This window comes from Colwellia sp. KS18-150 (genome assembly GCF_057551365.1).
The window spans coordinates 35,004-50,659 of record NZ_BAAJMC010000012.1 but is presented as its reverse complement, the minus strand read 5'-3'; the positions used below and the strand labels follow the sequence as shown (position 1 = coordinate 50,659).

The window sequence follows — 15,656 nt, the reverse complement described above, 5'->3', positions numbered from 1 at the left end:
TTTACTTGTAATAAGCTAGCTATTGATGCGAAATTTTTCTTGAATTAAGTAAACTATCAAGCTAGAAATATAGTTAATTTAATTATTCTATTTCAATTAGCTAAATATCTCTTAAACCGAGTTTAGGCTATTGAATAAACCGATTTGATGTTGTGATCTCCACTAACATTCCTTGGTTGATATTGCATTATTAAATCTCGTTGCAATAGAATCCTCACCTCTAAAAAAGCCTGTCATTTTATCACTTGAATACTCTACTTGTATTTGCCACACTGTTTTGTTTTTCAAATTTACGTTTATTAAGGTTTAAATATGGATTGGTTGTCGGTAATTCCACCAATAGTGGCCATTGTTGTTGTTTTGTGGCGAAAAGAGGTTATTTTAGCCTTACTGGCAGCGGTATTTAGCTCCGAGTTATTGTTAGCTTTTAATGAGCATAGCAACCCTATTTTTTATGCATTCCTTGGCTCTATTGAACGTGTTGTTGATGTTGTAAGCTCACCTGGAAATGGCCGGCTGCTTGTTTTTAGTTTACTGATTGGGGCATTACTCGCCTACGTTAGAAACTCTGGCGGAGTCACAGCCCTAGTAAATAAAATAGTCAACAAAGGCATTGCCAAAAGTAAACGACAAGTGGGTACTGTCACTATGTTTACGGGCATGGTGATATTTATCGAGTCAAACCTAAGCGTACTCACAGCGGGTATTTTATCAAGAGATTTATTTGATAAGTTTAAAATGAGTCGAGCCCGTTTAGCTTATATTATTGATAGTACTTCAGCGCCGATTTGTATTTTAATACTACTTAATGGTTGGGGGGCTTATGTTCTAGGGTTACTGAGTAATTATGATTTAGAAGAGACGTCAATGGCGGTATTATGGGGCACGATACCTTTTAACTTTTATGCCATTATCGCCTTGTTAATGGTGATTTACACTGTAGTGACAGACAAAGTTCATGGCCCGTTAAAACAATCTGAACTAGAGCTGCATAAAGTTAATGAAAAGGAACAACTACGAGTAGAAGAAACCATGGTTGCGCCAACAAAGGCAAGATTTATGGTGGTTCCTCTAGTAAGTATGGTTGCTTCAATGTTCTTTTTTATGTATTGGACGGGCGATGGTGATATTACTAATGGTAGTGGTGGAAAATCAGTACTTTATGCCACCTGTTTCGCATTAATGGTGGCGTATTTTCTTTTACTTTTTTCTAAGCGCTTTACACATAAAGAGTTAGTGGATGTTGGTTTCGAAGGATTATCTGAGTTATTACCTTTAGTCACCATAGTACTCTTTTCATTAACGTTAGGTGCGAGCTTGAAAGAGCTTGGTACAGGTTTGTTTATTGCGGGCTTTGTTGGCGATCATTTACCACTAGTGTTTATTGTGCCCATGTTGTTTATTGCAGGTGGTATTATTTCATTTAGCACAGGCACCTCGTGGGGTACTTTTGCGATATTAATCCCTATCGGTGTCCCTTTAATTCAATCATTAGGCTTACCGCCTTCGTTAGTTATTGCTGCCATTTTAGGTGGCGGTGTGTTTGGTGATCATTGTTCGCCAATATCAGACACAACCTGCGTATCAGCAATCGCCTCTGGATGTGATTTACTTGAACACGTGAAAACACAGCTTCCTTATGCTGTTGTTGGGGGCATTTTAACTTTAATTTGTTACTTTATTGCCAGCTTTGTGATGTTATAAAGCTTATGATATAAAAGGTTAATCATTCATTCACCGTGATTAACCTTTTATGGATAATAATAAAAAAGTGATTTTCCCTTTAAGTGCGTTATTAGCACTTTGCATCGGGCCACATTTTTCCTTATCGGCCAATACGTCCTCACCAACACTTGTTAATAAAAATATCGCTATTGCTATTCATGGTGGTGCGGGCACTATCAAAAAATCTAAATTTACCCCTGAAAAAGAAGCGGCTTATCGGGCGAAACTTTCTGAGGCACTTGAAGCTGGATATTCAGTATTAGATTCTGGAGGAACCAGTATAGATGCTGTGACAACAGCGATTAATGTCTTAGAAAATTCACCATTTTTTAATGCTGGAAAAGGCGCAGTTTATACTCACGATGAACGTCATGAGCTTGATGCCTCTATTATGGAAGGTAAAAATAGGCAAGCAGGCGCTGTAGCGAGTGTTACTCGTATCGAAAACCCTATTAATCTAGCCCGATTGGTGATGGAAAAATCTGTACATGTCATGTTAAGTGGTCAAGGGGCTGAAACGTTTGCTGAGCAAAATGGTGTCGTGATGGTGGATAACAATATCTTTGATACGCCGCATCGTTACCAGTCCTTACAAGATGCGAAAAAAAAGATGAAAAAGGCGCAGCAAAATAACAGTTATCAGGCTGCTCACCAAAGTTTAGACGTAGAATATAAGGTCGGGACAGTAGGCGCTGTCGCGCTTGATAGCGAAGGAAATTTAGCTGCAGGAACATCCACTGGCGGTATGACCAATAAACGCTTTGGCCGTATAGGAGATTCACCTATTATTGGTGCGGGAACTTTTGCTGATAATAACTCCTGTGCCGTATCGGCTACCGGACATGGCGAATACTTTATTCGCTATAATGTTGCCGCTGATATATGTGCAAGGGTGCAATATCAAGGGAAAAGTATTGAGCAAGCGGGTAGTGAAGTTATTCATGATGTTCTTATGCCAGCTGGCGGGACGGGTGGTGTCATTATTATAGATACTCGAGGAAACATCAGCATGCCATTTAATACTAAAGGTATGTATCGAGCTAAAAAGTCATCTAAGTCTGCAAGCTACATTGGCATCTTTGCACCTGAGGCTGAGGAGTAACAATGAAAGCGGTTATTTCAACCATTTTAATCATGTCACTGATAGCTTTTATTGCTATTAAGTTTTTTTTCACCAGTATCTTTGCTCTTTTTGGCTATGCGGCGCTACCGATAGAAAACCTACAAAGCTTAACTCATTCTAAAAAGGTCATGCAAAAAGTACAGAGTCGACATAAACAGAAAAGTGCTAATGTATCGAAACGCTTCATTAAGCGCTCAGGGAAAAAAGTCGCTATTACTGCTGTGTCAGCAGCCACTATTGGTACGGTTGCGGTTATCGGCACGTTAACGTACTTAGAGGTAAGCCAGTACTGCGATGAAAAACGTATTTTAAATGAAGATGCTAATTTGTTATTTGATCGCCAAGAAGAATTTCATATGCAAGCATGCCTAGAGCAAGGAAAACAAGACTCAGCACATTTTGCAAATGAAGCTTGGGAGAGTGTTAAAGAAAGTAGCAATGAGCTATTTGATGACCTAGAAACCTCTAGTGACGAATTACTAGACCCAAGCAGAAAGGCAACGGTAGAGCTGTTTGAGTCAATCGACAAATGGTTTAAGAAAACATTTTAAAAATTTTGAGTGTTATTTAATTTAAGTCAAATATCATTAATGTTTGTTTTGTAATAATGATAAACTTCACTCAATTGTTCTAGATAAAAATAATAATAGGAAAAGTAAATGCAAAAGCTTCAACAGGCACTCAATCAAGGGCTACAAGCATTGAACAGTGGTAATTTAAGTGTGGCTGAACAATGCTTTAATTGGGTTCTGGCCCAAGTACCTAATGAGCCTAATGCATTATTTCTCCTTGGTGGTGTGCGTCAAAAACAAGGGCAGTTAACTCAAGCAGAACAGCTGATGTTAAAAGCATTACCAAATCATTCCCAACAAGCTGATGTCTTAAATAGTTTGGGCAATTTAATGGGAAAGTTAAATCGGGTCGAGCAAGGAATCAGTTTTTATCAGCGAGCTATTAAGAAAAGAACTGTTTTTGCCATAGCCTATTTTAATTTAGGGCTACTTTACCGCGCTCAAGGTTTAAAAGCAGAAGCGATAGCCGCATTGACCACGGCAAGCCAGCAATCACCACAAAATGCACAAATTTGGTCGGCGTTAGGCAGTGCTTTAAAAGAAGTTGATCAACTTGATGAAGCAATTGTCGCCTTTGACAAGGCATTAAGTATTCAACCGAATAATATCAATGCCTTACATAATAAAGGCGTGACTTTACGTACCTTACAAAAGCCAGCGGAAGCTATTGACAGTTATAACATTGCAATAACCCAAGCTGAAAATATTGCTGAATTACACTTTAGTAAAGCCTGTGCTGCTTATGATTTAGGTAACGGCAAAGAGGCAGATGTTTGTCTAAATCGGGCTATTACTTTAAAGCCTGATTATGTCCTTGCTCACGAAACATTAAATAAAATGTATTGGGAACATGGCGAGCACGACAAGTTTACTCAGTCATTTCAAAAAGCGATTAAACAGCAGCCTAACTCAGCGCCATTACGAGTTGCTTATGCCGATATGCTAAAACTTGCTAAGCGTAGTGAAGAAGCTGTTTCAGTATTAAATACGGCATTAAAAGATTTAGGCGGCTTACCACAAATTAATCACAGTTTAGGGTTACTTCTTGGCCAAACGGGTAACTCTGCCCAAGGCGTTGAATTTGTTGCTGATGCGGTGAAACAGGATCCAAACAACATCCGCTACAGAATTGACGTTGCAAACTTTCTAATTCAACAGGAGCAATATACAACGGCGATGTCACACTTAGATGTTGCTCAGCAAATAAATCCTTTTGAGCAAGAAATGTGGGCATTAAAAGGCTTATGCTGGCGGTTAACGGGTGATGAACGTGAAGCTTGGTTAAATAATTACGACCTGTTTGTACAGGCGAAATTTTTAGATACACCGCAAGGTTATGACAATTTCGAGCACTTTATTCATGAATTGCGCACTGCATTAATTGGCATGCATCAAAAAGTTAGTACTCCACTTGATCAAAGTGTGCGTAACGGTACTCAAACACCGGGTAGATTATTATTTCAAGACGTTAAAGTTATTCAAGACTACCGTCAGGTTTTAGAGAGTCGTATTCGAGAATATTTAGCTGGTATGCCAGAAGATCCTACTCATCCATTTTTAAGCCGAATAACTAAAGATTTCCGTTTTTCTGGCAGTTGGTCAGTCAGGTTAAAGCAAGAAGGGTTTCATGTTAATCATGTTCATCCTGACGGTTGGTTTTCTGGTCCTACTTATATTGAAGTGCCTAAATCAATTCGTACTGACGATCCAAATAAAGCTGGCTGGGTTAATTTTGGTGCCACAGGTATGAACCTAGGTGAGGCAAGAGAAAAAACCGCAGTATCTGTTTGTCCACAAGAAGGGCTTTGCGCATTATTCCCTTCTTATATTTGGCACGGAACAAATCCATTCCAAGAACAAGCCTACCGAATGACGACTCCATGTGATGTATTGCCGGTTTAATTGCTATAGATAACATCACTTTTCTAAATTGATTAGTTAAAAATAAGCCAAAAAGTTCAATAGTAGTAGGGAGCTTGGGCTTAATGCTGTATAATTCGCGACCTTATTATTTTGAGTGGTTTGGGCTGTCTTTGTTGATCAGCTTTTCATTCAATCACTATTGGTGCTATTGAGTTAGCTACAGCTAGGAATATCATTTTGATCACTACTTCGAACATTACCATGCAATTTGGCGCTGAGCCTTTATTTGAAAACATTTCTGCAAAATTTGGCAATGGTAACCGTTATGGTTTAATCGGTGCTAACGGTTGTGGTAAATCAACGTTTATGAAGATCCTAAGCGGCGATTTAACTCCAAGCTCAGGTAATGTGTCAGTAAGCACAGGGAATAAAGTGAGTACCTTAGGGCAAGACCAGTTTGCTTTTGAAGAATATAATGTTATCGATGCTGTTATCATGGGTGATATGGCGTTATGGAAAGTAAAACAAGAAAGAGATGCTATTTACGCTCAAGCAGAAATGAGTGAAGCTGATGGTATGCGTGCTGGTGAGCTAGAAAGCGAGTTTGCCGAAATGGATGGTTATACGGCAGAGAGTCGCGCGGGTGAAATCTTGCTAGAAGCTGGTATTGAAGAGTCTTTTCATTATGGTTCGATGCAGCAAGTTGCACCAGGTTGGAAATTACGTGTATTACTAGCACAGGCACTTTTTGCAAATCCGGATATTTTGTTACTCGATGAGCCAACCAACAACTTAGATATTCATACTATCAGCTGGTTAGAAGGGGAGTTGAATAAACGAAAATGTACTATGATCATCATCTCTCATGATAGACATTTCCTTAATTCTGTTTGTACTCACATGGCTGATATTGATTATGGTGAGTTGCGAATTTATCCTGGTAATTACGAATTTTTCTTAGAGCAATCGAGTTTATTACGGGAGCAGTTACTATCTGGCAATGCCAAAAAAGCGGAAGAGATTGCTGAATTACAAGACTTTGTTAACCGTTTCGGTGCTAATGCTTCTAAGGCTAAGCAAGCAAGCTCACGCGCTAAAAAAATGGATAAAATTAAACTTGATGAAGTTAAGTCTTCAAGTCGTATCACGCCTAAAATTGCCTTTGCACCTGGCAAAAAAATGCACCGCTCTGCATTAGAGCTTGAGAACATTGGTCATGGCTTTGATGGCGAGACATTGTTTGAAAAAGGTGATTTACTGCTTGAAGCCGGTGCTAAATTAGCGGTTATTGGAGAAAACGGCGTAGGAAAAACAACTTTTTTACGTTGTTTAGTCAACGAACTAGCCTGTAATGAAGGGGTAGTTAAGTGGTCTGAAAATGCATCTGTCGGCTATTGTCCACAAGATAGCAGTGCACTTTTTGATAATGACTTAACCTTGATGGATTGGATGTCTCAGTGGCGTCGTCCTTGTCATAATGACTTAAGTGTACGTGGTATGTTGGGTAAATTATTATTTACTGATGATGATGCCAATAAAAAAGCTCGTAACTGCTCGGGTGGAGAGAAAAACCGCTTGTTATTTGGCAAATTAATGATGGCTGATATTAACGTGCTTATCATGGATGAGCCGACTAACCATATGGATATTGAGGCTATTGACGCACTAAATAATGCCCTTAAAGCTTTTGAAGGCACATTAATTTTTGTCAGCCATGATCGTGAGTTTGTTTCAAGTTTAGCAACACGAATTATCGATATTAAAGATAAAGGCTTTGTTAATTTCCAAGGCTCACTCGATGAGTATTTAGCTAATGCACAAATTCAAAGCAAAGTTGCTTAATTTACCCATAACATAAAGGTTACTTATGATTAACAATGATATCTTACGCCGTTTGAGTAAAATTTTTGCTTTTAACGATGAAAAACTTTTAGCAATATTTTCCTTAGTCGATTGTGATATTAGCGCTGAGCAGTTAACGTCATTTTTTAAAGAAAAAAATGAAGACGATTATCAAGTATTATCAGATGTTCAGTTAGCCAGTTTTTTAAATGGTTTAATCATTGAAAAAAGAGGGCCTAAAGATGGTCCTCAACATCCTATTGAGCAAGAGTTAAATAATAATTTAATTTTTAATAAAGTTAAAATTGCACTGGCATTAAAAGCCGATGAAGTTATTGCCATTCTAGAATTAGCTGATTTAAGTCTAGGGAAATATGAACTCAGTGCTTTTTTTAGAAACGTCAATCATAAACATTACCGTGATTGTAGTGATGAGGTTTTATCGACCTTCTTAAAAGGTTTACAAATTAAGTTTCAAGCTTAATATCAAAACATTCGTATAATAAGGTATCGTGATGTCATTTTCTTCTCTTGGCCTGTCTGAGGTTATTACAAGTACCATTGCAGAGCTTGGATATAACACACCAACAGACATTCAAAAACAAGCGATACCTATTGCTTTATCGGGTAAAGATATCATTGCTGCTGCGCAAACGGGTACCGGAAAAACAGCTAGCTTTGTCTTACCGATAATTGAACAAATAGCGCAATTACAAAATACCGATAATAGTAAACCTAAGTTACGTGGTAAGCGTGTTCGAGCGCTTGTGCTTACGCCCACTCGTGAGCTTGCAGTACAAGTTGAAGCTAATATCGCTAAATACAGTGAAAACCTGCAGTTAACATCGCTTGCTGTATATGGCGGTGTCGATGCAGCATCCCAAAAACAAGCACTGATCTGGGGAGTTGATGTTCTGGTGGCAACACCTGGTCGATTATTAGATTTAGTACATCAACGCGCATTGCATTTTGATGAATTGTCCGTACTTGTACTAGATGAAGCAGACAGAATGCTTGATATGGGCTTTATTGATGATATTAATAAAATTATTGAGCGCTTACCTTCAAAGCGACAGAATTTGTTGTTTTCAGCAACAATTTCACCAGATGTTCGTGGACTAGCCACAAGAACGATAAACAATCCTGTTGAGATTGTAATCAAACCAAATAAAGCTTCAACACCCAATATTAAGCAATGGTTAGTTACGGTTGATAAAAGTAATAAGTCAGCCTTATTAAGTTATTTAATTAATGAGCACCAATGGCAACAAGCGCTTATATTTATTGAAACTAAACATGGCGCTGCCAAGCTAGTATCGCAATTAGAAAAGCGAGGCATTAAAGCTGAGTCTATTCATGGTGGTCGAACACAAGCTGTTCGTGAGCAAATCTTAGCCGACTTCAAGTCAGGTAAAATTACTATGCTAGTCGCGACAGGAATAGCTGCGAGGGGGATTGATATCGATAACCTTACCCGAGTGGTGAATTATGATTTGCCTGCTCAGGCAGACGAATACATTCACCGCATAGGGCGAACTGGTAGAGCAGGGGCAACAGGAGAAGCTATTTCACTCGTTTCCAAGGATAACTTTAGAGAGTTATGTGCTATTGAAAGTCGTTTAGGGCACATTATCGACAGAAAGGAATTTACATATTTCCCTGTCAAAAAAGTCGTGCCCGTCTCTATTTTAAATTTTGTACCCAAGCATAGAAGAGCGTAACTTAGGCTAACAGGGTATCTATTGAACTTCACCTAGCAAAGTAAAAATCTTCTTAGCGATATCGGTATTGTCTTGCAGGCCATTAAATAAATCACTCTGTTTACCAAAAGCAAATACCGGTACATCAATGGCTGTATGCCCACCTGATGTCCAGCCACTGTTAGTTCGAGCATCAATTATGTATTTAACTTGCTTCAATAAAGCAAGTTGAACAGTTGATGTTTTTTTATCTTGGTAAATATTAGAGGAATTCTCAGTTTCCGGTTTCGTCTTTACTTTATTTAGTGAAGCAATTTCCTCTTCACTTAACTCAAAGTTAAAAAGCTCAGTGGTGCTTTGTGCATTTATTTCAATATTCACTAGTTTTTTAGCAATATAATTAACCGAATGTTTCATGGTTCGTAAATGTTTAGCTTGCCACTCGTATTTACCATTTGCTGCTAAGGTAAAGCCACCGGTACTATGATCGGCGGTAACAATAACTAACGTGTCAGGGTGATGACTTACAAAGTGCTCTAAATACTCTAATGTTTTTGCCAAATCATCCATTTCTGCCATAGCACCACTGATATCGTTTGCATGACCAGCCCAATCAATCTGACTGCCTTCAATCAACATAAATAACCCATTGTCTGGGGAGCTATCGTTCTTTTGTAGGTTAATTAGATGATGAAGTGCTGATTTAGTCATGGTGGCTAAACGGTGTTTATCAGTGTCATCAATCGCTGAAGGTAGCCCAACTTTACCGAAAAGTCCCATAACAGGCTTGTCTTCAGGCATTGATTTTAGGCCTTGATAGTTATCAAGATAATGAAAGCCAGCCTGTTTAAATTCTTCTACTAGGTTTCTATCTTTGCGGATAAAATATTTCCAACCGCCGCCAAAATATAAATCCGCCTTAATACCATCATCGATATAGCTATTTGCAATGTCGTTATAGTTCTTACGGCTTTCGTTGTGTGCTAAGTATGATGCAGGTGTCGCGTGATTGATTTGTGACGTTACCACTACGCCGGTTTTCTTCCCGTTTAGTTTTGCTCGCTCTAAGACGGTTTCAACACTGTTTTTATCAACATCGACACCAATAGCACCGTTATAACTTTTTACGCCGGTTGCTAAAGCGGTTGCACTCGCTGCAGAGTCAGTAACTACACCAGATACTGGGGCAGGGTATGTGCTAGACATACCTGTTAAATGACGATCAAATACGCTTTCTTCTACTACCTCTGTTTGAGGATCATCACTGAAGTAGCGATAAGCAGTAGTGTAGGCTGGACCCATGCCATCACCAATAACCATTATGATATTTTTTGGAGCCTGTTGCTTCTCAACTTCGTGCTTTTCTACGGTTGTAGCATTGGCAAAAGATAGTGTTTGTAAAGTAATTACTAGTGCGGGTAAGAATAGTTTCATTAATTTTTCCAATGAGTTAACGGTATTATTTTGTTATTTCCAAATCAACCCAAACTAATCGGTGATCTGATGAGGCTTTTCTGTCTTTAATCAGACGAAAGCTATCGTTATTTTCTTCAGGCCAAAATACGCCAGAGCCTAATACTTTATGACCAAAGCTAGACGGTAACACATAGTCTGGGCGCATCCCCCAATGAGCAGTGTAAAACATAGCGTCTTTGTTGTTAATATCATGCTGTTGCCCACCTAAGCTTTTAGGTTTTGGATCTTGAATTTTATCACTGTTCAAAAGCGCATAAATACCTTGTGTTTTGGGGCTTGCGATAGCATTACCATTAATGATTGAGGCGTTTAAATCCCCTAATATCACAAAAGGCTGCTTGGGCGTTAAACCACCTTTTGTCCCTGAGTCATCATAAATATAATGACCTTGCTCACCATTGATATAGTCAAACCAAAATCGAATTTCATCATGGTTACGTTTACCGTTTCTATCTTCAGGGCCATCAAATACTGGTGGGGTAGGGTGACTGGCTAAAATATGGATAGTATTGCCATCTATATTTACAGGAATATCCCAATGAGACTTTGAAGAGAGTCTTAACTTTTTCCACGTTTCTTCACTGTACCAAGGTAAATTTGTACTTGGCACCACAGGCTTTAATGCGTTTGGCATATCATGCCACTTAAACAGCTGGAATGTTCTGATTTTACTCTCATCAATTGGGTATTTTGATAATAGCGCCATACCATAATGGCCTTCAAAATAACCAAATCCATGGGTGTCTTGTGGTGGTTGATTTACTTTACCGTCTTTATTTAAATCATCATTTATTGTAACGCCGGTGTTAACGGGTCCTTGATAAAAGTAAGGATAAGAAATCCCCGATTGACCTTGTTGGCCTTGCGCTAAATATTGATTTAGAAAATAACGTAAATTGGTGTGCTTATTATCTACTCGGTCAAATTCATTGAGTAAAATAATATCAGGATTTACCCGTTGGATAATTTCTGCAATATTTTTAATTTGTTGTGAGTTCTTTCTTAACTCTTTAGTCAGTTCATTGCTATGAACTGCTGCCCCTTTATCAAGATAATTTTGAGCCTCCATGCTGACATTAAATGTTGCGATGCGAAGCTTAGTAGGTGATTCAAATGCCATAGTTTTGCTCGCTAGTATTAAGCTGCCAATCACCACTGATAGAGTTGAGATTGCTTTAAGTTTTTTTAATATCATTGGGCTAAACCGCAACCTCGTAAAATAAAGTCAGTTAAAAAGTGTGTGATATGGTCAATATCTTTATCTTCATAATCAGCTCGGTTCATAATCGTTAATATTTGGTTATCAAAATCGGCATAATGCTGTGTTGTTGACCAGATCAGAAAAATTAAATTCATCGGATCTACATTATTCATTTCACCATTATTTATCCAAGTTTGAAATATTTTTGCTTTGTCTCTAACCCATTGTCGTTGATAAGTTCGGGCGAAATCTTGTAAATGCTGTGCGCCTTGGATAATTTCCATGGCATAAATTTTAGACGCTTTTGGATGTTTAAAAGACATGTTGATTTTGGCGCGTACAAATTTTTCAATCGCCAACTTAGGACCATCCTTTATGTCGATATCACCAATACCTTCATCCCACATGTTTAATGTTTGCTCTAACACAGCATGGTAGATATTTTCTTTGTTTTTAAAATAATACAGCACATTAGCTTTAGGTAATTTGGCTTTATCAGCAATAGATTGAACAGTCGCCCCTTTATAACCTTGCGACACAAACTCATCTTGAGCTGCTGTTAATATTTTTTCTACACTTTTTGCTCTAATGGTTTTATGTTGATTTTCTTGCATTTTATTTAACTAACGTTGTTGTCTAAATTATTTTAAGCAGGGATTATTTCTTATTTTCTATCAAAGTAACAGATTAATTTTATGACAATTTATTGAAAAAAAATTACTTACCCGTACAGCCCTTTAAATACTTGTCCACTTGGTTCACTTTGGCCTTTATTACCTTACCTTATACCCACAATAATGCACAATAGCGAAAAACAAAAGTTGACCTGATGGTAAGTTTAATTGATTTGTGATATTTTTTTAATTAAATTGTAATAAAACTGTTGCAGGCTATTAAGCAGTTAATTACATCTGCTGCTATTATTTTGATGGCACGGCAGTTAATAATAAGAATTAAATTCAAAACACTAAAGGAAACTACAAATGAAAACCCACTCTCTATCACGCATAACTGGCGCGTTAGTTGTTGCGCTTGGTTTATCTACATCTGTTATCTCAACAGATGTTTTAGCAAATACCACGACCTCGGCTTTAAAGGGGCAAGTTGTTGGTCCACAGGGGAATGCTGCTGTTGGCTCTAAAGTCACTATAATTCATGTGCCATCAGGTACAACTAAATCTGCAACCGTTAATAGCTCTGGCTTATTCACTGCCAAGGGGTTACGTGTTGGTGGTCCATATAAAGTAATCATTGATTCAGATAAGTTTCAAGATACTGAAGTTAAAGATATATTTTTAACTTTAGATGAAACATACCCTGTTAATGTAACTTTAGAAAACCCAGATGACATTGAAACTATCGTGGTAACTGGTCGTAAAATGTCGCAATTTTCTGGTAGCGCTAGCCCTTCATCACACTTTAATGCTGAAGATTTAGCAAACATGCCAGCTATCAATCGTGATTTAAAAGACATTGTTAGAGCTGACCCTAGAATTTATATTGATGAAAGTCGCTCTGATGCTATTCATTGTGGTGGTGGTAGCCCAAGATTTAATAGTCTGACGCTAGATGGCGCGAAAATGAATGATAACTTTGGTTTAAATGCCAATGGTTATCCTACCACTCGCGTACCATTTTCTTTTGACTCTATTGAACAAGTGTCTGTTGAACTTGCACCTTACGATGTTAAGTACGGTAGCTTTAGTGCTTGTAATATCAATGCTGTTAGTAAATCGGGTACTAATGAAGTTCACGGTGGTTTCTTTTACGACTACACTAACGACTCGATGAAAGGCGATAGTATTGAAGGCGAAGATTACGACTTAGGAAGTTTTAGCGAAAAACGTTACGGTGTGAATGTTGGCTTCCCTTTAATTGAAGATAAACTTTTTGCTTTTGTTTCTTATGAGAAACTTGATGGGGCAGAAATATTTACTTATTCACCTTTAGGTAATCAAATTGCTCAAGGTGATGTTGATAGAGTACTTGCTGCATCACAAAGTGTTTATGATTACGATGCGGGTGGTATGCCTGGTAGTATGCCTGTTGAAGATGAAAAATTCTTATTAAAACTTGATTGGAACATCAATGAAGATCATCGTGCAAGTTTTGTATATAACTATAATGATGGTTTTGAGTTAGACCAATCAGATGACTGGGCATTAACTCTTGATAGTCACTTTTACGAAAAAGGTGCAGAGTTAAAATCTTTTGTCGTGTCTTTATACTCTGATTGGTCGGATAATTTCTCGACACAGATGAGCTATGGGCAAATGGATCTTGATAATCGTCAAGAGTCATTAGATGCGGATAGTGGTTTTGGTGAAGTACAAATACGTCACAATGGTAGTACGATTTTCTTAGGTCCAGATGATTCACGCCAAAGTAACAAGCTTTATTGGGATAACCAAACGTTTAAAATCGCAGGTAACTACTATTTAGATTCACATACTATAACTGCAGGTTATGAGTATGAATCGTTAACTGCTTTTAACTTATTTATGCAGCATACTGATGGTGAATTTAGATTCAACTCAATTGAAGATTTTGAAAATGGTTTAGCGTCACGTATTTATTATAATAACTCTGCTGGCACCAATGAACCAACTGATGCAAGTCAAGAGTTTACTTATGATGTTCATACTTTTTATTTACAAGATGAGTATACCTTTACAGACATAGACGCGACATTAATGTTTGGTTTACGTTATGACATGTATAAGAGTTCAGACGAGCCTCGCTATAACCAAAACTTCGTTGACCGCTACGGTTATGCCAATAATGAAACTTTTGATGGTATTAGTATTTTACAGCCACGTGTAGGTTTTAATTGGACTGTTGATGATAACTTAGATGTACGAGCAGGTGTTGGTTTATACTCTGGTGGTAACCCAAATGTTTGGTTGTCTAACTCATTTTCAAATGATGGTTTAGTGCAAATTGCTACACGAGAATACCATGTAGATTTAGTCACAAATGATGATGGCTTAGTAGATTTATTTGCTAATAATTGGACTTCGCCAGGTACGCCAATTTATGGTGTACCTCAAGCAATGTACGATGAAATTGCAGGTATTCCAGAACAAGGTGGTGATGGCTCGGTAAATGCTATCGATCCTGATTTTGATGTGCCATCAGAGTGGAAGTATTCAATAGGTGCGACCTATACCACTGATAGTGGTTACAGTTTTACCGCCGATTTATTATTGAATAAGAAAATGAACTCTGCCACGATTAAAGATGCAGGTATTCAATATTCTGGTGAAGTAGCTCCAGATGGACGCCCTCTACTAGAAAGCCCATCAGGCCGTGCATTTGAATATGTGTTAACTAATAGTGATAGAGATGGTAAATCTACTGTCTTTTCATTAGGTGCTCATAAAGCATTTGATTTTGGATTAGACGCAACTATTGGTTATTCATATACGTCGTCTGAAGATGCAAATCCAATGACAAGCTCAGTAGCTGGCTCTAATTATGGTAACTTAGCAACAACTGATGCTTTGAATCCTCATATGGCTACATCAGACTATGAAATACCACATCGCTTTACTATGACAATAAACTATTCAGTGCAGTTGATTTCTGAGTTACAAACTCGTTTTAGCTTATTTGGTCAATCAAGCTCTGGAGCTCCGTACTCTTATACATTCTCTGATTCTGATGGTGCATTTGGTGACAGTAACTGGAATGGCTCACGTCAACTTCTATATGTTCCAACAGAAGGTGATGCAAACGTAGTGTATGGAGATGACTTTGATAAAGCTGCCTTTGATGCATTTATTGCTAGCGAGGGTCTATCACGTGGTAAAATTCAAGAACGCAATAGCCATAATGCCGATTGGTGGACAACGTTTGATTTAAAAGTTGAGCAAGAGTTACCTGGCTTTATGGATGGTCATAAGAGTAGTGCTTTCTTCATCGTTAAAAACATTGGCAATATGTTAAATGATGATTGGGGCGTTATGCGCAAAGGTACCTTTGTGGGTCATGAAATGGTTGAAGCTTCAATCAACGATCAAGGTCAGTATGTTTTTGAAGAGTTCTATAGTGGCAATGAAGATCAAAGTGTACAAGTAGAGCCTTCTCTTTGGGAAGTGCGTGTTGGTTTAACATATAAGTTCTAAGTTAAATCAAGTTCAATACAAACCGCA

11 protein-coding genes are annotated in these 15,656 nt (G+C 38.0%); 8 read left to right on the top strand and 3 right to left on the bottom strand.

Annotation, left to right across the window (positions count from 1 at the left end; all coding sequences use genetic code 11):
• Nucleotides 1-312 precede the first annotated feature (312 nt).
• From AC27IF_RS13945 to AC27IF_RS13915, 7 genes are all read left to right on the top strand, one after another.
• On the top strand, nt 313-1,704 hold the full coding sequence (locus AC27IF_RS13945) for a Na+/H+ antiporter NhaC family protein (protein ID WP_487054948.1): 1,392 nt from the start codon (nt 313-315) through the stop codon (nt 1,702-1,704).
• 49 nt (nt 1,705-1,753) lie between these two features.
• Entirely contained in the window at nt 1,754-2,827 is a 1,074-nt protein-coding gene (locus tag AC27IF_RS13940) for an isoaspartyl peptidase/L-asparaginase family protein (RefSeq protein WP_487054947.1), read from the top strand.
• Nucleotides 2,828-2,829: 2 nt separating this feature from the next.
• Nucleotides 2,830-3,399 carry a hypothetical protein gene (locus AC27IF_RS13935; RefSeq protein ID WP_487054946.1) on the top strand — a complete coding sequence of 190 codons (570 nt, stop codon included), beginning with the start codon at nt 2,830-2,832 and terminating at the stop codon, nt 3,397-3,399.
• Nucleotides 3,400-3,507: 108 nt separating this feature from the next.
• Nucleotides 3,508-5,322: a tetratricopeptide repeat protein gene (locus AC27IF_RS13930; protein ID WP_487054945.1), complete on the top strand. Its 1,815-nt coding sequence runs from the start codon at nt 3,508-3,510 to the stop codon at nt 5,320-5,322.
• A gap of 198 nt (nt 5,323-5,520) precedes the next feature.
• Nucleotides 5,521-7,125: an ABC-F family ATPase gene (locus tag AC27IF_RS13925; protein WP_487054944.1), complete on the top strand. Its 1,605-nt coding sequence runs from the start codon at nt 5,521-5,523 to the stop codon at nt 7,123-7,125.
• A gap of 25 nt (nt 7,126-7,150) precedes the next feature.
• Nucleotides 7,151-7,609: a YehS family protein gene (locus AC27IF_RS13920; protein ID WP_487054943.1), complete on the top strand. Its 459-nt coding sequence runs from the start codon at nt 7,151-7,153 to the stop codon at nt 7,607-7,609.
• 31 nt (nt 7,610-7,640) lie between these two features.
• The gene (locus tag AC27IF_RS13915) at nt 7,641-8,846 is read left to right on the top strand and encodes a DEAD/DEAH box helicase (RefSeq protein WP_487054942.1); all 1,206 of its coding nucleotides are present in this window, start codon (nt 7,641-7,643) and stop codon (nt 8,844-8,846) included.
• A gap of 18 nt (nt 8,847-8,864) precedes the next feature.
• Here the strand turns inward: AC27IF_RS13915 and AC27IF_RS13910 are convergent, their stop codons facing one another.
• Genes AC27IF_RS13910 through AC27IF_RS13900 form a run of 3 tightly spaced genes read right to left on the bottom strand, consistent with a single transcriptional unit; the run spans nt 8,865 to nt 12,116 of the window.
• Nucleotides 8,865-10,259, bottom strand: coding sequence for an alkaline phosphatase (locus AC27IF_RS13910; protein WP_487054941.1), 1,395 nt, complete (start codon nt 10,257-10,259; stop codon nt 8,865-8,867).
• A gap of 25 nt (nt 10,260-10,284) precedes the next feature.
• Nucleotides 10,285-11,496 (bottom strand): endonuclease/exonuclease/phosphatase family protein, encoded by a 1,212-nt coding sequence (locus tag AC27IF_RS13905; protein WP_487054940.1) that lies wholly within the window; start codon nt 11,494-11,496, stop codon nt 10,285-10,287.
• The gene (locus tag AC27IF_RS13900; RefSeq protein WP_487054939.1) at nt 11,493-12,116 is read right to left on the bottom strand and encodes a TetR family transcriptional regulator C-terminal domain-containing protein; all 624 of its coding nucleotides are present in this window, start codon (nt 12,114-12,116) and stop codon (nt 11,493-11,495) included. The genes AC27IF_RS13905 and AC27IF_RS13900 overlap by 4 nt, the downstream gene beginning before the upstream one ends.
• 369 nt (nt 12,117-12,485) lie before the next feature.
• On the opposite strand from AC27IF_RS13900, the gene AC27IF_RS13895 reads away from it, so the two are divergent.
• The gene (locus AC27IF_RS13895; protein WP_487054938.1) at nt 12,486-15,629 is read left to right on the top strand and encodes a TonB-dependent receptor; all 3,144 of its coding nucleotides are present in this window, start codon (nt 12,486-12,488) and stop codon (nt 15,627-15,629) included.
• The last annotated feature ends 27 nt before the right edge of the window (nt 15,630-15,656 follow it).